17 protein-coding genes are annotated in these 18,668 nt (G+C 63.7%); 9 read left to right on the top strand and 8 right to left on the bottom strand.

The features are described 5' to 3' along the window. Positions 1 to 2 precede the first annotated feature (2 nt). The 5 genes from lapB (at position 3) to AMD14_RS12115 (ending at position 6,987) form a co-directional block, all read left to right on the top strand. Entirely contained in the window at positions 3 to 1,181 is a 1,179-nt protein-coding gene (gene lapB, locus AMD14_RS12135) for a lipopolysaccharide assembly protein LapB (RefSeq protein WP_003489647.1), read from the top strand. After that, a complete protein-coding gene (locus AMD14_RS12130; protein ID WP_011051495.1) occupies positions 1,181 to 2,149 on the top strand; it encodes an MraY family glycosyltransferase in 969 nt (322 codons plus the stop codon). Before lapB ends, AMD14_RS12130 begins: the two co-directional genes overlap by 1 nt. Before the next feature lie 13 nt (positions 2,150 to 2,162). Continuing rightward, positions 2,163 to 4,070, top strand: coding sequence for a polysaccharide biosynthesis protein (locus AMD14_RS12125; RefSeq protein WP_005913197.1), 1,908 nt, complete (start codon positions 2,163 to 2,165; stop codon positions 4,068 to 4,070). Next, positions 4,070 to 4,963, top strand: coding sequence for a UTP--glucose-1-phosphate uridylyltransferase GalU (galU, locus tag AMD14_RS12120; RefSeq protein WP_005922502.1), 894 nt, complete (start codon positions 4,070 to 4,072; stop codon positions 4,961 to 4,963). The genes AMD14_RS12125 and galU overlap by 1 nt, the downstream gene beginning before the upstream one ends. A 173-nt stretch (positions 4,964 to 5,136) precedes the next feature. Continuing rightward, a complete protein-coding gene (locus AMD14_RS12115) occupies positions 5,137 to 6,987 on the top strand; it encodes a monovalent cation:proton antiporter-2 (CPA2) family protein (RefSeq protein ID WP_005922500.1) in 1,851 nt (616 codons plus the stop codon). Between the two features lie 85 nt (positions 6,988 to 7,072). On the opposite strand, the gene AMD14_RS12110 is transcribed toward AMD14_RS12115, so the two are convergent. Beyond that, complete coding sequence (locus tag AMD14_RS12110) at positions 7,073 to 7,393, bottom strand: DUF1244 domain-containing protein (RefSeq protein ID WP_003489638.1); 321 nt, start codon at positions 7,391 to 7,393, stop codon at positions 7,073 to 7,075. A 49-nt stretch (positions 7,394 to 7,442) separates the two neighbouring features. Between AMD14_RS12110 and folD the strand changes: the two genes are divergently transcribed. From folD to AMD14_RS12090, 4 genes are all read left to right on the top strand, one after another. Continuing rightward, entirely contained in the window at positions 7,443 to 8,354 is a 912-nt protein-coding gene (gene folD / locus AMD14_RS12105; RefSeq protein WP_003489637.1) for a bifunctional methylenetetrahydrofolate dehydrogenase/methenyltetrahydrofolate cyclohydrolase FolD, read from the top strand. 180 nt (positions 8,355 to 8,534) lie between these two features. Continuing rightward, positions 8,535 to 9,992 carry an IMP dehydrogenase gene (gene guaB, locus AMD14_RS12100; RefSeq protein ID WP_005913202.1) on the top strand — a complete coding sequence of 486 codons (1,458 nt, stop codon included), beginning with the start codon at positions 8,535 to 8,537 and terminating at the stop codon, positions 9,990 to 9,992. 114 nt (positions 9,993 to 10,106) lie between these two features. Beyond that, a complete protein-coding gene (gene guaA, locus AMD14_RS12095) occupies positions 10,107 to 11,672 on the top strand; it encodes a glutamine-hydrolyzing GMP synthase (protein WP_011051494.1) in 1,566 nt (521 codons plus the stop codon). A 306-nt stretch (positions 11,673 to 11,978) separates the two neighbouring features. Further along, positions 11,979 to 13,181, top strand: a complete 1,203-nt coding sequence (locus tag AMD14_RS12090) for a tyrosine-type recombinase/integrase (RefSeq protein WP_015463270.1) — start codon at positions 11,979 to 11,981, stop codon at positions 13,179 to 13,181. A gap of 51 nt (positions 13,182 to 13,232) precedes the next feature. Here AMD14_RS12090 and AMD14_RS12085 read toward each other — a convergent pair whose 3' ends face one another. The 7 genes from AMD14_RS12085 to radC form a co-directional block, all read right to left on the bottom strand. Then, on the bottom strand, positions 13,233 to 13,520 hold the full coding sequence (locus AMD14_RS12085) for a helix-turn-helix transcriptional regulator (RefSeq protein ID WP_015472080.1): 288 nt from the start codon (positions 13,518 to 13,520) through the stop codon (positions 13,233 to 13,235). A gap of 308 nt (positions 13,521 to 13,828) precedes the next feature. Then, complete coding sequence (locus AMD14_RS12080) at positions 13,829 to 14,170, bottom strand: hypothetical protein (RefSeq protein WP_015463269.1); 342 nt, start codon at positions 14,168 to 14,170, stop codon at positions 13,829 to 13,831. Beyond that, entirely contained in the window at positions 14,167 to 15,129 is a 963-nt protein-coding gene (locus tag AMD14_RS12075; protein ID WP_011051492.1) for a phosphoadenosine phosphosulfate reductase domain-containing protein, read from the bottom strand. Before AMD14_RS12075 ends, AMD14_RS12080 begins: the two co-directional genes overlap by 4 nt. Beyond that, the gene (locus tag AMD14_RS12070) at positions 15,126 to 16,526 is read right to left on the bottom strand and encodes an integrating conjugative element protein (protein ID WP_015463268.1); all 1,401 of its coding nucleotides are present in this window, start codon (positions 16,524 to 16,526) and stop codon (positions 15,126 to 15,128) included. Before AMD14_RS12070 ends, AMD14_RS12075 begins: the two co-directional genes overlap by 4 nt. A 12-nt stretch (positions 16,527 to 16,538) precedes the next feature. Continuing rightward, positions 16,539 to 17,471: a TIGR03756 family integrating conjugative element protein gene (locus tag AMD14_RS12065; RefSeq protein ID WP_011051490.1), complete on the bottom strand. Its 933-nt coding sequence runs from the start codon at positions 17,469 to 17,471 to the stop codon at positions 16,539 to 16,541. After that, positions 17,468 to 17,911, bottom strand: coding sequence for a TIGR03757 family integrating conjugative element protein (locus AMD14_RS12060; protein ID WP_015463266.1), 444 nt, complete (start codon positions 17,909 to 17,911; stop codon positions 17,468 to 17,470). The genes AMD14_RS12065 and AMD14_RS12060 overlap by 4 nt, the downstream gene beginning before the upstream one ends. 145 nt (positions 17,912 to 18,056) lie before the next feature. After that, positions 18,057 to 18,551: a RadC family protein gene (gene radC, locus AMD14_RS12055; protein WP_011051488.1), complete on the bottom strand. Its 495-nt coding sequence runs from the start codon at positions 18,549 to 18,551 to the stop codon at positions 18,057 to 18,059. Between the last annotated feature and the right edge of the window lie 117 nt (positions 18,552 to 18,668).

Below are 18,668 nucleotides of genomic sequence, written 5' to 3'. Positions count from 1 at the left end.
GTATGGACTTTCTGACCGAGTGGATCTGGTTCTTCCTGTTCGTGCCGCTGGCTGCCCTGGGTGGATGGATCGTCGGCCGTCGTGGCGGTCAACGTCATGGCGACACGCAGGTCAGTCGTCTTTCCAGCACGTATTTCCGCGGGTTGAACTATCTGCTCAACGAACAGCCGGACAAGGCGATCGAGCTGTTTTTGCATATCGCCGAACTGGACAAGGAAACCTTCGAGACCCAGGTCGCGTTGGGGCATCTGTTCCGTCGCCGTGGTGAAGTGGACCGCGCGATCCGCCTGCATCAGGGCCTGGTGCAGCGTGGCGACCTGACCGATCAGCAACGCGTCCAGGCGTTGCTGGCGCTCGGCGAGGACTATATGAAGTCGGGTCTGCTGGATCGTGCCGAAACGGTCTTTACCGAATTGGCGCAACTGGACCAGCGCGCGCCGCAGGCGCTGCGCCACCTGATCGGCATCTATCAGGCCGAGCGCGATTGGGAAAAGGCGATCGACAACGCCACCCGCTATGAAGAAGTGACCGGCGAGCCGATGGGCAAGCTGATCTCGCAATTCGAATGCGAACTGGCTGACCGCTATCGCGGCCTGGGCAAGACCGACGATGCGCTACAAGCGATCGCGCGTGCCTACCAGGCCGATGGCACCTCCGTGCGCGCCGGCATTCTGGAAGGACGCATCGAAGCCGAGCGCGGCCACGACGAAGCGGCGGTGCGCGCTTTCGAACGTGCTGCCCGGCATGATCCGGAATACCTGCCCGAGATCATTCCCGCATTGATGGCCGCGTATCGACGGGTCGGCGATATCGCCGGCGCACGCAACTTCCTGTCGGAGATGACCGAGCACTATCGTGGCATTGCGCCGGTGCTGGCGCTGACCCAGTTGATGGAAGCCCAGGATGGCGTCGCACCTGCGCTGGCCTATCTTGGCCGCCAGCTCAAGGATCGCCCGTCGGTGCGTGGTGAGTCGGCGTTGATCGACCTCACCCTGGCTGAGGGGAGCGACCCGGTCGGCACCTTGCAGGACCTCAAGCACATCACCGACCAGTTGCTGGTGCGCAATCCGAGCTACCGATGCACACGCTGCGGCTTTGGTGCCAAGACGCATCACTGGCAATGCCCGAGCTGCAAGGAATGGGGTACGGTCAAGCCGCTGTTGAACTACGCGGTGGTCTGATGGTGTGGCTGTGGTGCGTGCTGCACCTGCTGGTCGCGGCACTGGGGACCTGGGGGCTGCGGCGCTATGCCTTGCACCGCCGCCTGCTCGATCATCCCGGTGAACGGCGTAGCCACGTGGTGGCAACCCCGCGCGGCGGCGGCATGGCGATTGTGGCGGCGATCTTGCTGGGCTGCGTTGCAGCTTGCGCGCTATGGCCGACATCTCGGCTGACGGTCTGCTGGTTCGCGGCGGGCTTGGTCGCAGTGGCCGGGGTGGGCTGGTGGGACGACCACCGTCCGCTTTCGGCAAGGCTGCGGTTCTCGATCCACCTGGCTGCCTCGGTGGCATTGGGCGCCTTGGTCTGGCATGGCACAGGCAGCGTGTGGGATGGAGTGCTGACTGCCGCTGCGTCCGTGATGTTGATCAATGTCTGGAATTTCATGGATGGCATCAACGGTCTGGCCAGCACCCAGGCGGCATTGGCCGCCCTGGGATTCTCGCTGGTAGCGCCTGTCGGTTGGTCGTGGGCAGGTCTGGCGGTTGCCGCAGCGTGCCTCGGGTTTGTGCCGTTCAACTTCCCACGTGCGCGCATCTTCATGGGCGATGGCGGCAGCGGTGCGCTCGGCTATGTGCTGGCGGCGCTATTGGCGCTGAACGTCGCAGGTGGTCAGGTGAGCTGGTGGATCAGCTGGCTCCCGTTGACGGCCTTTCTTGTAGACGCCGGCTTCACACTGCTTGCTCGCATGCTCTCCGGGCAACGCTGGTGGGAGCCGCATGCCCAGCACGTGTACCAACGACTGGCGCGTCGTCTTGAGACGCACGTTCCGGTAACGGGCGTTTATTTCGCTTTCAGCCTCATTGCCGTCTGCTTGTACCTGTTAATCCGTCATGATCCGTTCTGGCTGCAGGTGTCCGGCGCGCTGGTATGGGGCATGGGCGCCACTGCGATCTGGCATTTTCTGCGCGATGGATTGCGCAATTCCTGACTAATGGACTTTTATGATTTCCTGGCGTGACCGTTTGACCAAGGCGCTGCCGCAGATAGCGGTCGTGGTACATGACCTGCTGATGGTGTGGGTGTGCTGGCAGCTGCTGCATGCCGGCCGCTACTCGATGCTACGCGACGCGCCGAATCTGCCGCTGTGGGACTGGCGCACAGCGGTGGTGTTGGTGGCGCAGGGCCTGGTGTTCTGGAAGATGGGGTTGTACCGCGGGTTGTGGCGCTTCGCCTCGGTGCCGGACCTGTGGAACATCTTCAAGGCGAGTTTTCTTGGACTCGTCGCAATCGTGCTGGCGCTGGCGTACGACCGTCTGGATGGCGTGCCGCTGTCGGTGCTGGTGGTCTATCCATTTGCGTTGTCGGCGCTACTTGGCACGCCGCGTCTGCTGTATCGCGCATGGAAGGATTATCAGATTGCGCACTCCGGCGATGCCGCGCAGCGCGTGCTGATCCTTGGCGCTGGTCGGGCTGCTGAAGGGTTGGTGCGCGATCTGCGTCGCACCGGCGCATTTGTGCCGGTCGGGTATTTGGACGACGCCAATAACCTGCATGGGGCCAAGATCCAGGGTCTCAATGTGCTGGGCAATCTGGATCAGGCCGCCGCCATTGCCAAGGAGACCGCCGCCAAATTGCTGGTGATCGCAATCCCGTCGCTGGACGCCTCCGGCATGCAGCGCGTCGTGGCGATCTGCGAAAGCACCGGCCTGCCGTTCCGCATGGTGCCCAAGCTGATCAACGTGCTGGAGGGGCGCTCGTTGCCGGGCGAGTTGAAGGAGGTCGCGATCGAGGACCTGCTCAACCGCAAGCCGGTCACGCCCGACTGGCGCCTGATCCGCGACTGGCTGACCAACAAGACCGTGATGGTGACCGGCGCCGGCGGCTCGATCGGTTCGGAAGTCTGCCGCCAGTGCGCGCGCCACGGCGCGCGTCGGATCGTGCTGCTGGAAATCGACGAGCTGGCGCTACTGACCATCGACTCGGATCTACGCCGGCTGTTCCCGGATATCGAGGTGGTGCGAGTGTTAGGCGATTGCGGCGACCCGGCGGTCGTGGCGCATGCGTTGAACACTGCCACGCCGGACGCGGTCTTCCATGCAGCCGCGTACAAGCAGGTGCCGTTGCTGGAAGAGCAGTTGCGCGAGGCGGTGCGCAACAACGTCCTGGCGACCGAGAACGTGGCGCGCGCCTGCCAGCGTGCACGTATCGAAACCTTCGTCTTCATCTCCACCGACAAGGCGGTCGAGCCGGTCAACGTGCTGGGCGCAAGTAAGCGCTATGCAGAAATGATCTGCCAAAGCCTTGACGCGCGCGATGCGCCGACGCGCTTCATCACCGTGCGCTTCGGCAACGTGCTGGATTCGGCCGGCAGCGTGGTGCCGTTGTTCCGCGAACAGATCCGCCAGGGCGGCCCGGTAACCGTGACGCATCCGGATGTGACGCGTTACTTCATGACCATCCCCGAAGCCTGCCAGTTGGTCATCCAGGCGGCTGCATCTGCGTCGCATGGTGCGATCTATACACTGGACATGGGCGAGCCGGTGCCGATTCGACTGCTTGCCGAGCAGATGATCCGTCTGGCCGGCAAGCAGCCAGGCAAGGACGTGGCGATTCTCTATACCGGCCTGCGTCCGGGCGAGAAGTTGCACGAGACGCTGTTCTATTCCGACGAGGCCTATCGCCCCACCGCGCACCCCAAGATCCTGGAGGCCGGTGTGCGCGAGTTCTCGCATGAGCAGGTGCTGCAGCTGGTGATGCGCTTGCGCGAGGCCGTTAACCGCTACGACATCAAAGCGATGGAGACTGTATTGGGCAGCCTGATGCCGGATTTCGCGGCTGCTCGACGGAAAGTCGACGCGCGATCTGATACGGTCGTTCCATTCCCCGCACGTGAGGTCAGAAGACTGTAATGAGCCAGCGTATTCGCAAGGCCGTATTCCCCGTCGCAGGTCTTGGGACCCGCTTTCTTCCGGCAACCAAGACAGTGCCGAAAGAAATGCTGCCAATCATCGACAAGCCATTGATTCAGTACGCCGTCGACGAAGCCATCCAGGCTGGTTGCGATACGCTGATCTTCGTGACCAACCGCTATAAGCACTCCATCGCCGACTACTTCGACAAGGCCTATGAGCTCGAGCAGAAGCTGGAGCGTGCAGGCAAGCTGGAGCAGCTGGAGCTTGTGCGCCATGCGCTGCCGGACGGCGTTCGCGCCATTTTTGTGACGCAGGCGGAAGCGCTGGGTCTGGGTCATGCAGTGCTGTGTGCCAAGGCCGTTGTCGGTAACGAACCGTTCGCGGTGTTGCTGCCGGACGATCTGATGTGGAACCGCGGTGATGCTGCGCTGACCCAGATGGCCAACGTGGCGGAAGCCTCGGGCGGCAGCGTGATCGCCGTGGAAGACGTGCCGCACGACAAGACCGCCAGCTACGGCATCGTTTCCACCGACGCATTCGACGGCCGCAAGGGCCGCATCAACGCGATCGTCGAAAAGCCCAAGCCGGAAGTCGCGCCAAGCAACCTGGCCGTGGTCGGTCGTTACGTGCTGAGCCCCAAGATCTTCGACCTGCTCGAAGCCACCGGTGCAGGCGCAGGCGGCGAAATCCAGCTCACCGATGCGATCGCCGAATTGCTGAAGGAAGAGCAGGTCGATGCCTTCCGCTTCGAGGGTCGCCGTTTCGATTGCGGCGCGCATATCGGCCTGATCGAAGCCACCGTGCATTTTGCGCTCGAGCACGAAAAGCATGGCGGCCCAGCGAAGGAAATCCTGCGCGAAGCACTGGCCCAGGCCGACGTGCGCGGCTGATTGTTGCCTGATCGCTGTTTCTACGAACGACGCCAGCTGGCGTCGTTCGTCGTTTGGGAGCTTGTCGTACGCGTTGTCGCGTCTGCAGAGCTCGGCTTGGCAACGCCAAGCGCGGGCAAAGATGCGCACCCTGATGCAGGCCGAGGCCGCGCCGGTGCCGCTAGAATCCGGGCATGAGCCAACCTGCCGAATCCAGTGAACTGATCAACGTGGTGGTGCTGCTCGGCGCTGCCGTGGTTGCGATCCCAGTGTTCCGTCGTCTCGGCCTGGGCTCGGTGTTGGGTTATCTGGCAGCGGGACTTGCCATTGGTCCGTTCGGGTTGGGCCTGTTCAACGCGCCGCAGGCCATCCTGCATGTGGCCGAGTTGGGCGTGGTGATGTTTCTGTTCGTGATCGGGCTGGAAATGCGCCCCTCGCACCTGTGGAGTTTACGCAAGGAAATCTTCGGACTTGGCGCGCTGCAGATCGCGGTTTGCGCGCTGGCGTTGACCGGCGTCGGCATGTTGCTCGGCTTTGCGCTCCCGGTGGCCTTCGTGGCGGCGTCCGGTTTTGTGCTGACCTCCACCGCGGTGGTGATGCAGTTGTTGGCCGAGCGCGGTGACGTCGCCTTGCCGCCGGGGCAGAAGATCGTGGCGATCCTGCTGTTCGAAGATCTGTTGATCGTGCCGTTGCTGGCGATCGTGGCCTGGATGGGGGCCAGCGGCGACCCGCAGGCCGCATCGCAGCGTTGGCAGGGCATCGGCATCGGTCTGGCCTGCATCGTTGGCTTGCTGGTAGCCGGGCGTTGGCTGCTCAATCCGTTGTTTCGCATCCTGGCTGCCTCCAAGGCGCGCGAGGTGATGACCGCTGCCGCGTTGCTGGTGGTGCTGGGCGCGGCACTGTTGATGCAGGTGGGCGGGCTGTCGATGGCGATGGGCGCCTTTCTGGCCGGCGTGCTGTTGTCGGAATCCACATTCCGGCATCAGATCGAAGCGGATATCGAACCGTTTCGCGGCATCCTGCTGGGGCTGTTTTTCCTGGGTGTCGGCATGAGCCTGGATCTGCGCGTGGTTGCGGCCGATTGGCGCTTGATCGCGTCGGGCGTGCTGGCCTTGATGGTGGGCAAGGGCGCGTGTATCTATGGCGTGGCGCGGCTGATGCGTAGCGACCATCGCCAGGCGCTGGACCGTGGCGTGCTGATGGCGCAAGGCGGCGAGTTCGCATTCGTGCTGTTTGCCGCCGCGTCGGCATCGGGCGTCATCAATGCCCAAGTCAATGCCAGCCTGACCGCCATTGTGGTGTTGTCGATGGCACTGACGCCGTTGTTCGTGCTGCTGCAACGGCGGCTGACGCCTGCGGCGGCGGTCTCGCTGGATGGCGTGGAAGCAGCCAGTGGCCAGACCGGCAGCGTGTTGATCATCGGCTTCGGGCGCTTCGGGCAGGTGGCCAGTCAGTCGCTGCTGGCGCGCGATGTGGATGTGACCATCATCGATAACGACATCGAGATGATCCAAAGCGCGGAAGAATTCGGTTTCAAGATCTACTACGGCGACGGCACCCGGCTCGATGTGTTGCACGCCTCCGGCGCACACAGCGCACGTGCGATTGCGGTGTGCGTCGACAATCAAGAGGCAGCTAATCGCATCGTCGAGCTGGCAACGCGAGAGTTTCCGCATGCCAAGCTGCTGGTGCGTTCGTACGACCGCCAGCATTCGCTGCAGTTGGTCGCGGCGGGAGTGGATTACCAGATCCGCGAGACCTTCGAGTCGGCGGTGATCTTCGGCAAAGTGGCGCTGGTGGAGCTGGGTGTGGACGAGGACGAAGCCGGCATGATTTCGCGTGAGATCCGCCGCCGCGATGCAGAGCGTTTCGAACTGGAGATCGCTGCCGGCGATGCACGCGCCGGTGCCAGGCTGATGTATGGCAACACCGTGCCGACCGCACCCCGGCCCACGCCGTTCACGCGGCCGCGTCGCGGAAGTCGCACGCTGAATCCCGATGCGGTACCGCAGGCTGGGCAAGTAGAGACGCAGACGCGCGACTAGAGCGTGCGCTCCGGCTTCTCAGCGCGCCCATCTCCAGTCACAGATTGCTCCGGACATCTTGGCAGGCGCGCTCGCCGATGCCTGCCTAGCCATGCTTGCGCTGGGCGGCGGCGAAGGCTTCCAGTTGCTCGGGCGTGGCATCTCTTTGATGCTGCTGTTTCCACTGGGCAAATGGCATGCCGTAGACGGCTTCGCGCGCCTGCTCCTTGGTCATGGCCCGGCCTTGCGCTTCGGCCGCTTCGCGGTACCAATCGCCCAGGCAGTTGCGGCAGAAGCCGGCGAGAATCATCAGGTCGATGTTCTGCACGTCGGCGCGTTCCTGGTTGAGATGCTGCAGCAGACGGCGAAATGCTGCCGCTTCGATCGAAGTAGTGCTCGAATCGGTGCGTGAGGTGGTGTCGGTCATGGCGGAATCGGGGACAATAGACGGCCTTCGACTCTACACCTGACGCCCCATGACCGCTTCTGCGCCAGCTGCCTCCGCTTCGGCCCGCCTTCTCGATGGTCGCCGCATTGCCGAGGAATTGCTCGACGGATTGAAGCTGCGGGTGGACGCGCGGGTGGCGGCCGGCAAGGCGCGCCCCGGGCTGGCGGTGGTGCTGGTCGGTGGCGATCCGGCATCGTCGGTGTATGTGCGCAACAAACGGCGCGCGGCCGAGAAGGTCGGCATCGAAGCCTTCGATTACGACCTGCCGCAGGGCACCAGCGAAGCCCAGTTGGCGTCGCTGATCGATGAGCTCAATGCCGATCCCAAGATCCACGGCATTCTGATCCAGCTGCCGCTGCCGGGCATTCCCGATGCCAACCGGCTGATTCAGCGCATCGACCCGCGCAAGGACGTGGACGGATTCCATCCGCAGAATGTCGGGCATCTGGCCTTGCGCGAATTCGGGCTGCGCCCGTGCACGCCGCGCGGCATCGTGACCTTGCTCGGCCACACCGACCAGCCGGTGCGCGGCCGCAATGCCACCATCGTGGGCGTGAGCAATCACGTTGGCCGGCCGATGGGGCTGGAGCTGTTGATCGCCGGCTGCACGGTCACCAGTTGCCACAAATTCACCCCGCCCGATGTGCTGGAAGCCAGCGTGCGCAATGCGGACATCCTGGTGGTGGCAGTCGGCCGCCCGGGGCTGATTCCGGGCGAATGGGTCAAGCCGGGCGCGGTGGTGATCGATGTCGGCATCAACCGGCTCGATGATGGCCGCCTGGTGGGCGACGTCGGCTTCGACGCCGCCGCGCAGCGCGCGGCCTGGATCACCCCGGTGCCGGGCGGGGTAGGGCCGATGACGGTGGCCACGCTGATGCAGAACACCATCGAGGCCGCTGATGCGGCCGGGATTCAGGATTCGGGATTCGGGATTCGTTAAAGGCAACGGCGAAGTGCCTGCATCGGCTGATCCGGATCGCATCCGAGATCGGCCGGCAATCGGCAAACAGGCAAACGGTGAGCGGTGCAACGCGACGTTGTTGCGAATCCCGAATCACGGCTCCCCAATCCCGGCCCCAATGCGTTAAAATGCCGCGCTTCCCCAAACTCGGGTCCGCCGATGCTACGCATCCAGGCTGAAGCTCTTACCTACGACGACGTCTCGCTCGTCCCCGCTCACTCGATGGTCCTGCCCAAGGACGTCAGTCTGGAAACCCGGCTGACGCGCGACCTGCGCCTGAAACTGCCGATTCTGTCGGCGGCGATGGACACAGTGACCGAACACCGTCTTGCGGTGGCCATGGCCCAGCTGGGCGGCATCGGCATCATCCACAAGAACCTGACCCCGCAGCAGCAAGCCGGCGAAGTGGCGCGGGTCAAGAAGTTCGAATCCGGCGTGATCACCGAGCCGTTCACCGTCAGCCCGGACACGACCATCGGCGAAGTGCTGGCACTGACGCGCGCGCGCAACATCTCCGGCGTGCCGGTGGTGGATGGCAGCGAACTGGTCGGTATCGTCACCAGCCGCGACATGCGCTTCGAAAAGAAGCTCGACGATCCGGTCCGCCACATCATGACCAAGAAGGACCGCCTGATCACCGTGCGCGAAGGCGCCAGCGATGAGGAAGTGCTCGAGCTGCTGCATCGCAACCGGATCGAAAAGGTCTTGGTGGTGAACGACAGCTTCGAGCTGCGCGGTCTGATCACGGTCAAGGACATCCAGAAGAAGACCGATAACCCCAATGCCGCCAAGGACAGCGCCAAACGCTTGCTGGTGGGCGCGGCGGTGGGCGTGGGCGGCGATACCGAGCAGCGCATCGAGCTGCTTGCCGCGGCCGGCGTGGACGTGGTGATTGTCGATACCGCGCATGGCCATTCGCAGGGCGTGATCGATCGCGTGGCGTGGGTCAAGAAGACCTATCCGCAGCTGCAGGTGATCGGCGGCAACATCGTCACCGGCGATGCGGCATTGGCATTGATGGATGCCGGCGCGGACGCGGTCAAGGTTGGCGTGGGCCCGGGTTCGATCTGCACCACGCGTGTGGTTGCCGGCGTGGGCGTGCCGCAGATCACTGCGGTGGATATGGTGGCCGAGGCGCTGCAGGACCGCATTCCATTGATTGCCGATGGCGGCATCCGCTATTCCGGCGATATCGGCAAGGCGCTGGTGGCCGGTGCCTCGACGGTGATGGTCGGCGGCTTGTTGGCCGGTACCGAAGAAGCACCGGGTGAGGTCGAACTGTTCCAGGGCCGTAGCTACAAGAGCTACCGCGGCATGGGTAGCCTGGGTGCGATGGAGAAAGGGTCCAAGGACCGCTATTTCCAGGATGCTTCCGATGCTGACAAGCTGGTTCCCGAAGGCATCGAGGGCCGCGTGCCGTATCGCGGGCCGGTCGGCGGCATCATCCATCAGCTCATCGGTGGCCTGCGTGCGACCATGGGGTATGTGGGCTGCGCCACCATCGAAGAAATGCGCAGCAAGCCCAAGTTCGTCAAGATCACCGGCGCCGGTCAGCGCGAAAGCCACGTCCACGACGTGCAGATCACCAAAGAGCCGCCGAACTATCGCGCCGGGTAACCGGGAATGGGGAATCGGGAATCGTAAGAGCCCGCCGCTTCCTCGTCCGATAGCGGCCGGCGCCGCGTTTGCTGTTGCGATTCCCTCATCCCGATTCTCGATTCCCGGCTCTCAATGACCAACATCCATACCGACAAGATCCTCATCCTCGATTTCGGCGCGCAGTACACCCAGCTGATTGCGCGGCGTATCCGCGAGATCGGGGTCTATTGCGAGATCTGGGCATGGGATCACGATCCGTCGGAGATTGCCGGTTTCGGTGCCAAGGGCATCATCCTGTCCGGCGGCCCGGAGTCGACCACGTTGCCTGGCGCACCGGTCGCGCCGCAGGAAGTGTTCGATAGCGGCCTGCCGGTGTTCGGTATCTGCTACGGCATGCAGACGCTCGCCGCGCAGTTGGGTGGTGCCACCGAAGCCGCCGATCAGCGCGAATTCGGCCATGCCGAAGTGGATGTGGTGGCGGCAGATGCCTTGTTCGCTGGCCTCACCGACCATGCCGGCGCTTCGCGCCTGAATGTATGGATGAGCCATGGCGACCACGTGTCGCAGGTGCCGCCGGGCTTCACCATTACCGCCACGACCGACCGCATCCCGGTGGCGGCCATGTCCAACGAAGCCAAGCGCTGGTACGGCGTGCAGTTCCATCCGGAGGTGACGCATACCTTGCAGGGCCAGACCTTGCTGCGTCGCTTCGTGGTGGATGTCTGCGGCTGCCAGACACTGTGGACTGCGGCCAACATCATCGAGGACCAGATCGCGCGCGTGCGCGAACAGGTGGGCGACGACGAAGTGATTCTCGGGCTGTCCGGCGGCGTCGATTCGTCGGTGGTTGCCGCGCTGCTGCACAAGGCGATCGGCGACAAGCTCACTTGTGTGTTCGTCGATACCGGCTTGCTGCGTTGGCAGGAAGGCGACCAGGTGATGGCGATGTTCGCCGAGCACATGGGCGTCAAGGTGATCCGCGTCAACGCGGCCGACCGCTATTTCGCCAAGCTGGAAGGCGTGCGCGACCCGGAAGCCAAGCGCAAGATCATCGGCAACCTGTTCGTGGAGATCTTCGACGAAGAATCCAACAAGCTGGCCAATGCCAAGTGGCTGGCGCAGGGCACGATCTATCCGGACGTGATCGAGTCGGCCGGCAGCAAGACCGGCAAGGCGCACGTGATCAAGAGCCACCATAACGTCGGCGGCCTGCCCGAGCATATGAAGCTGGGCCTGGTCGAGCCGCTGCGCGAACTGTTCAAGGACGAAGTGCGGCGCCTGGGCGTGGAGCTCGGCCTGCCGCGCACCATGGTGTATCGCCATCCGTTCCCGGGCCCTGGCCTGGGCGTGCGCATCCTCGGCGAAGTCAAGCGCGAGTACGCCGAGCTGCTGGCCAAGGCCGATGCGATCTTCATCGACGAACTGCGCAAGGCCGACCTGTACGACACCACCAGCCAGGCGTTCGCGGTGTTCCTGCCGGTCAAGTCGGTGGGCGTGGTCGGCGACGCGCGCGCCTACGAATGGGTGATCGCACTGCGCGCGGTGGAAACCATCGATTTCATGACCGCGCACTGGGCGCACCTGCCGTACGACTTCCTCGGCACGGTGAGCAACCGCATCATCAACGAACTGCGCGGCGTTTCGCGGGTGGTCTACGACATCTCCGGCAAGCCGCCGGCGACGATCGAGTGGGAGTGATTCGACGTCTGGCAACGACTGGCACCAAGTAGCACTGAAACACAGCTAAGCCCGCGTAACTGCGGGCTTTCTTTTGATTTCGTCTGGCACTCGCCGGCAATCTTTGGCATCTGCAAGCACCATTTTTTCATGGCATGATGAATGGCATTGAGCGCTTAGATACCATGAGATGCTGCCAATACCATGTGGCAATCTTCATGGCTATCATGGTACTAGATCTTCATAAGTATTTGATTTCATTTATTTTTTGCGCAAAATTTGGCTGAATCTGGATCATGGTATATGAGCCGAATGAGGGCGAAGAACATGCTTACCGATACCAAGCTGCGTAACCTCAAGCCGAGGGATAGGCTCTACAAGGAGAACGACCGTGATGGCCTCTATGTGGCCGTCACGCCTGCAGGTGCGATCTCGTTTCGCTATAACTATTCGATCCATGGCCGGCAGGAGACCATCACTTTCGGCCGCTACGGTGTTGGCGGAATTACCCTTGCGGAAGCCCGAGAGCGGCTCGGGGAAGCCAAGAAGATGATCGCGGCCGGGAAGTCGCCGGCCAAAGAGAAGGCGCGAGACAAGGCACGCGTTAAGGATGCGGAGACCTTTGGGGCATGGTCGGAGAAGTGGCTGCGCGGCTACCAGATGGCTGACTCCACACGAGACATGCGCCGCTCGGTCTACGAGCGCGAGTTAAAGCCGAAATTCGGCAATCAGAAGCTGGTGGAGATCACCCATGAGGACTTGCGCGCGCTCACCGATGCCATCGTGGAGCGCGGCGCGCCGGCCACCGCAGTACATGCACGTGAGGTGATGTCGCAGGTCTATCGCTGGGCCATCGAACGCGGCCAGAAGGTCGCCAACCCGGCAGAACTGGTGCGCCCAACGACCATCGCCAAGTTCGAGCCGCGCGACCGTGCGCTGACGCCCGATGAGATCGGCCTGATGTATCAGTACATGGAGCGCATCGGTACGACGCCATCCATCCGGGCAGCAGCCAAATTGCTGCTTCTGACGATGGTGCGCAAAAGCGAGCTGACCAACGCGACCTGGAGCGAGATCAATTTCAGCGACGCGCTTTGGACGATCCCGAAGGAGCGAATGAAGCGACGCAATCCGCACTTGGTATTTCTGTCTCGCCAAGCGCTGGACATTTTCATTGCCCTCAAAACCTTTGCCGGCGGGTCGGACTACGTGTTGCCGTCGCGGTATGACTCAGACCTACCCATGAGCAGCGCCACGCTCAACCAAGTATTGACGCTCACATATCGGCTGGCGCAAAAGGAAGGAAAGTCGCTTCCCAAGTTTGGGCCACATGACCTACGGCGCACGGCCAGCACGCTATTGCACGAGGCTGGCTACAACACCGACTGGATTGAGAAGTGCCTGGCGCATGAGCAGAAAGGCGTCAGGGCCGTCTACAACAAGGCTGAGTACAGAGAGCAACGCACCGCTATGCTGCAGGACTGGGCGAACATGATCGACGAATGGACAATGAAGCGGCCGAGTGCTTGAACAAAGAGAGCACTTTGGGACGCTATCCGTACATCGATGCGTGACTTCGTTCTATTGTCGCCGGAGCAGCGCAGCGCTTTTATCCGTTAAAGGGGCGGAGCCGCAGGTGGTGGCCGAAGAGTTGAATCCAGGTCGCATGGCCTGCGTACCGGATGACCTGCGCGTCTCGATCCATTCCTCGATTTCGGCCAAGTCCCAGGCGACATTTCGGCTGGTGAGTGCAATGCGACGTGGGAACTCTCCACGCTGCTCCATGTTAAAAATCGTGCGCTCAGACAGTGGAATCATCGCCAGGAGCTTTTTGCGGTTGATGAGTGTCTTGCTTGTCTCTGCCTGCATTCCTTCGCCTCCTTCATTCACACGCGAACAGGTGTTTGAGTCAGACGTAGCCGCGGTCACCGCGTGTCCAGGGATTTGAGTTCTCTCTTGCGCTCCATTCTTCACTTCCACTGCCTTGTTCAGGGGGAGCACTTGAAAACTTCCGACGCGGTGAGTGCATTGGGCTATTAGTCAAACGCATGCTTGCGCTCAGAGTCATCGTGAAACGGGATACGAAGCGTTCCCTGTTGTTCTAGAAGTACATCCGCTATTCGGGCACCTCCGGCACCATGAGAATGCGATGGTGCCCAGCTCCGTATTTCTGTTTGTCAGAGGTTGCTCGCTTCGAGGAGAAGAACAGCCAGCACTGCCGCGATTTCCACTCGGCGAATGCGAGCAAGCTCTTCCACGCCCGCCCCAGCTTGCTGCAGCCGGACACTAAGGCGTCGCCAGAACAGAATGGCCACCGTGTACAGGAGGATGCGCCAAGCCAAGAAGAAGCCCGCGTGCGCCCTAAGCCATTGCTCCCAGGCAGCGGCGCCGCCGACAGCCCGAATCCCCAGCACGTTGATCGCGACCGCCAAAGCGATCAAAAGGCCAATCCAGATGGTCGCGCTACCCACTGATCGCACGATCGACATCGCGCCGCGGCGCTTAGCAGGCTTGGTCACAGGCTGCTCCGCTCGCACAGTGCGAGATCGGACGAGCAGCCCCCTCCAGGCTGGTCGTCGAAGAACAGCGCGTACTGTCGGCCACCTCGCGCCGTGCGGCACCACTCGACCAAGTGCCGGATGCCGGAATATCGGCCTGGGCGATCCACATCGGTAGGATCCTTCCGCACCGGAAAAAACGTCGCCGCATGGCGCTTGTTGGCCGCGGCCACGACTCGCTCCCAGCGCTCGATGCGGTCGATGTGCCCCGGGAAACGCTTGGCGATCGAACGCAGCTCCGACTTGCAGGCATGGATGCAGGGCATGCAGCCGACCCGACCCATGCCCAGGGCATACAGCGGATTGGGAGCGATGCCGTGGTCGGCGTGCTTCTTCCAAACGTCCTGCAATTTCCAGTCGAAGATCGGTCGCCACAGATAACAACCGGATTCATGCCGGTTGATGCGCGGCTGCCGGGCGCGGTGCCGGCTTTCCTCGGCGCGGATCCCGAGCCACTGGATGACGGGGCCGCGCCGGAGCATCGGCAGCACCACCTGTTCGGTGATCGGCAGTTCTTTCAACTCGGAGGTACAAAACTGAGCCATCCTCGACGGAAAGCGCCCTTTGGTGATGCAGAGGTCGAGGAAGGGGTTGCCTGTGGGCTCGTGCAGTTCCGCAGCCTCGCGGACGAGTGCATCGGGGATGCCCATCTGCGGCCACCGCTCCAGTACATAAGCCTTGTGCTTCGCCATCCTTGCGCGGAAGTCTGCCTTCACCCACTCGATCGCGGGGCCGCCCGTGCGCTCCGGCAGCCGCCGCACGAATTCGTAGGTGAGTTCGTGCTCGTTGCCGGTGTCTGCGAAGACCGCACGAAAATCCCGCCCGGACTCCAGGCCGAGCAAGTAGGTCGCGGTGGAGTCTTTGCCGCCGGAGACGTTCACCAGATGCTGCACGCGCCGGAATTGGCTGCCGGCGTTCATGGGTTGCTCCGCGGCTTCTGGATCTCCTGCAAGCGGTCCCGGGTAGGGTCGCCCTGGTAAATTCCGCGCGAGCCGGCTGCACGCGTGCTGTAGCGCTGGATCAAGGTCATCGGCGAGTTGCCGGCGAGTTCGCGCCGCAGCTCAAGCTCGGTTTTGAGGTTCTGGATCTCCTGTTCCAGCGCGCCGCTTTCCTGGTCCACGGCCTTGGTTGCCAGTTCGTTGGCGGCGACGTTGGGTTCCTTCCGGCCAGTCAGCAGCGTGCGCTGCAGCAGCAGAGCCTTCTCCATCACGCTGGCGAGCGCGACCTCCGACGCCAGCCGCTTGCCCAGCAGATCCTGGTCGGGCTCGTCGCGCAGCGCCTCGATCACAGCGCGCGTGAGCGGCAGGGAGGCGCTACCGGCCGCGTCCAGGTTCGCCGCAGTCGTTGGCTTCGCACCGGTCACGAGTTCCTGCAGCGCTTTCAGCTTGACCTCGTACTCTTCCTGGATCAGCGGCGTGAGGCCCACCCCGGGCGTGGTCAAGGTCTTGGTGCACGTCTGGCACGTGCGCTGTTCGCGCTCGCCCAGCACCCGGGTCGCCCAGGTGGCCGCGGCCTGGGGCGAGGACCATGTCTGGCAGGTCAGGCGTCCGTTGCATGCGCTGGCGGCGATGGAGGACGTGTCCGTGGCATTGCGTCCGTTCAGCAGGTTGTAGCCGGCGCGCGTCACGTCGCCCACGACCCTGATCGGCGACTGGCCCGATCCGCCGGCACTACTACCGCCCACCCAGGGAACGCCGCTGTTGCCCTTGTTGCCTTCGGCGCGTTCGATCGCTGAGACGGCGTCTGTGCTGGAAACCGCCTGCTTGAGCGCCATGCCTTCCGCGAGTTGATCCCAACCGGTCTGACCACCGGCCATGTCCGCCATGCGCCCGGCGATCGCGCGGCAAGTCATCTTGGAGCGGTCGAAGTCCAGACGGGCCTGCAGGATGCCGTTGGTCAGCAGGTTGTAGAGGCCGGGATCGGCCCGCTGGATGATGAGCGCTGGCAGCGAGGCCACGGCGCTGGTGGCGCTCTGGATCACGTTGCTCATGATCGACTGGAAGCCGTTCGTGACCCCGTTGAGCTGGTTCCGCAGCGTGGTCGTGATGCTCATGTCGCCGCAGATCAGGTTGCTGTTCCAGCCCACGCCGACCCCGATGCTTTGCATGTTCCCCGCAGGCCCCATCGACACCGCCCGGCCGCCGCCGATGCTGTAGAGCACATCGCTGCCGATGACGCTGCCGCTCGAGCGGATGCCGTCCTCGTCGATGCGTGTCTGTGCGGTGGATGTGGTGCAGAGCGCCGTCAGAACGACCAGCGTGGCAATACTGCGGGCACGCGTGTGGCGACGCCGCAGCGAGTGTGAGGTGTCTTTCATCCAGGGCCTCCGTCAAAAATCCACGCTGCCGAGGAAGACCTGGCCGCGCCGCTGGCAGCAGCTGTACGGGCGCCAGAGCGCCCAGGCGTAGTCGCCCTGCTGCGCCTGCACGAAGGGCCCGGAATGCGGAAACACCGCGCAGCGGCTCGACAGGGTAGGGGTCAGCTCCTGCCACTTGCCCGAATCGGGATTGCTCTCCACCAGCGGCCCGGCGGGCCAATAGCCTGCATAGGAACTCGCGAGCAGCGGCTGGTACACGTGGGGCTGCCCGGTGCGCGTCACCACGTCCCCGGCCCGTTGCGCAACCACGGCGCCGCTCCAGTAGTCGTGGGTCTGGTGCAGGAAGCCACCCCGTGGATAGACGTTGCCCCACAGGTTGGCCGTGAGCCGCGAGCCAATTTCCCGCACGCCGGGCGTGAGCGATTCGGGGTACGCCGCCTCCGGCACGTTGTACCGCCAGGCCAGCGTGTCGAACGTGCTGAGCAGGTAGGGAACGAACGGCGTTCCCGCCCCCTCGCAGGTGTATCCCGAGCGGCTGGCGAATGCGCTGAAAACGGCGCCCGCCGGATGGCCGATCACGTCGGCGTTTTTGAACTTGGCAAGGTTGTTCTCATGCTCCTCGTTCGTCGTGCCGTCGCCGCCGGCCTGGGCGGTGGGGTTGGGCGTACTCATGGCGCGCACTTCGACCCAGGGGTTGGCCCCGGTGTTGCTGTAGCTGGAGACGACCGCATCCGGGACGTAGTGCCGTACCTTGACCGACGTGCGGACGGTGCAGCCGCTCGATGTGCAGTAGAGCCAGTAGCAGATGCCCGCGATGCGATAGGCCAGGCAGTCGGGCGACAGGGCAGCGGTCACGATGCTCGCCGTGTTGAGCGCGAAGGACGGTCCGGTGCTCGCCAGCAGAACGCAGGCGACGGTCCCTCGGAGTTTGCGCAGGCCCATCATGGCCGGGCATTCCGGTGACCGGCAATGCGGGCGACGGCGCGCCCCACGTTCGCGTCGCCATAGACGACGTAACGCCCATCGACCACCACCGCGGGGAGCTTGGCGACGCCCAGATGGTACGCGTCGGCCACGCGCTGGTACGCCTGGGCGATCCGCGATTGCAAGTCCCGCTGCTTTGGAGACGCCAGGCGCTGGCGCAGCAGGGATTCTGCGCGCCGGGGATCGGCCGGCAGGTCCGCGCCGAGCTCGGCGATCAGGCGTGCGGGGGCGTCCAGTTCAACGACGGTCGTGCCAGGGGCCGCGGCGACCGGATGGGCACGGTCGGTGAACACCTGAACATCGGCGGCGAACGCGGTGGTGGCGAGCTGCAAAGCCAGGCCTGCCAACGCGGTGGCGAGGCGGCCCGTGTGCAGGACCGTGGGGCGGAGGCGAAGCGGCACGTTAGAAACTCCCGACGCGATGCGGATGCATGCAGTGGGCTGCGAGTCGAACGCATGCGCCTGTCCGGCGCTATCGCAAAACAGGACGCGGGGCGCTCCGTGTTGTTCGAGTAAGAGCGCGCCCCGTTGCCGGGGCGCCTCTGGATCACAACAAGCCCGCCTGGGCGAAAGAGTAGGGCGTGCCCTTCCCGACGATCACGTGGTCGAGCACGCGGATGTCCACAAAGTCGAGCGCGCTCCGCAGTCGTTCCGTGAGCATCCGGTCCGCTGTGCTGTCCTGGGTCTCGCCCGAGGGATGGTTGTGCGCGAGGATCACCGCGGCTGCGTTCAATTCCATCGCGCGTCTGACGACCACGCGAGGGTGGACGATCGCCTGGTTGATCGTGCCGAGCGCCAGGGCCTCGAACGCGATGACCCGATGCTTGTTGTCGAGGAAGACCGCGCCGAAGATTTCATTGGGCTCGCGGGCCAGCTTCAAACGCAGGTAATCGAACAGGGCTTCAGGCGAAGGGATGTACGCTTCGCGCTGGAACAATTTGCGTTCCAGCACCTCGATGGCGCGGTAGATCAGACGGTTCTCCTGGACGGAGAAGGCGGGTGTGCTGGTGCTTGCCAGCACATCGGATGTAGGTTGTTCCATGGTGCCTCCGGCGTGGATGAGAAGGAGGTCCGGAACTCCCCGAGGGGATGGACCCCTGGGGTTGAAAACGTTGTGCATCCTCCAGCGCCTGGGCGCTGGGCGTCCGCGGTGTCGGAT

Source organism: Xanthomonas citri pv. citri, from assembly GCF_000961215.1.
Taxonomy (GTDB): domain Bacteria; phylum Pseudomonadota; class Gammaproteobacteria; order Xanthomonadales; family Xanthomonadaceae; genus Xanthomonas; species Xanthomonas cissicola.
This window is presented reverse-complemented; position numbering and strand designations above follow the sequence as displayed.

Bases quoted from the DNA above. Each gene is read 5' to 3' on its own strand.
- lapB (WP_003489647.1), top strand. From the start codon at position 3: ATGGACTTTCTGACCGAGTGGATCTGGTTCTTCCTGTTCGTGCCGCTG.
- AMD14_RS12130 (WP_011051495.1), top strand. From the start codon at position 1,181: ATGGTGTGGCTGTGGTGCGTGCTGCACCTGCTGGTCGCGGCACTGGGG.
- AMD14_RS12125 (WP_005913197.1), top strand. From the start codon at position 2,163: ATGATTTCCTGGCGTGACCGTTTGACCAAGGCGCTGCCGCAGATAGCG.
- galU (WP_005922502.1), top strand. From the start codon at position 4,070: ATGAGCCAGCGTATTCGCAAGGCCGTATTCCCCGTCGCAGGTCTTGGG.
- AMD14_RS12115 (WP_005922500.1), top strand. From the start codon at position 5,137: ATGAGCCAACCTGCCGAATCCAGTGAACTGATCAACGTGGTGGTGCTG.
- AMD14_RS12110 (WP_003489638.1), bottom strand. From the start codon at position 7,393: ATGACCGACACCACCTCACGCACCGATTCGAGCACTACTTCGATCGAA.
- folD (WP_003489637.1), top strand. From the start codon at position 7,443: ATGACCGCTTCTGCGCCAGCTGCCTCCGCTTCGGCCCGCCTTCTCGAT.
- guaB (WP_005913202.1), top strand. From the start codon at position 8,535: ATGCTACGCATCCAGGCTGAAGCTCTTACCTACGACGACGTCTCGCTC.
- guaA (WP_011051494.1), top strand. From the start codon at position 10,107: ATGACCAACATCCATACCGACAAGATCCTCATCCTCGATTTCGGCGCG.
- AMD14_RS12090 (WP_015463270.1), top strand. From the start codon at position 11,979: ATGCTTACCGATACCAAGCTGCGTAACCTCAAGCCGAGGGATAGGCTC.
- AMD14_RS12085 (WP_015472080.1), bottom strand. From the start codon at position 13,520: ATGCAGGCAGAGACAAGCAAGACACTCATCAACCGCAAAAAGCTCCTG.
- AMD14_RS12075 (WP_011051492.1), bottom strand. From the start codon at position 15,129: ATGAACGCCGGCAGCCAATTCCGGCGCGTGCAGCATCTGGTGAACGTC.
- AMD14_RS12070 (WP_015463268.1), bottom strand. From the start codon at position 16,526: ATGAAAGACACCTCACACTCGCTGCGGCGTCGCCACACGCGTGCCCGC.
- AMD14_RS12065 (WP_011051490.1), bottom strand. From the start codon at position 17,471: ATGATGGGCCTGCGCAAACTCCGAGGGACCGTCGCCTGCGTTCTGCTG.
- radC (WP_011051488.1), bottom strand. From the start codon at position 18,551: ATGGAACAACCTACATCCGATGTGCTGGCAAGCACCAGCACACCCGCC.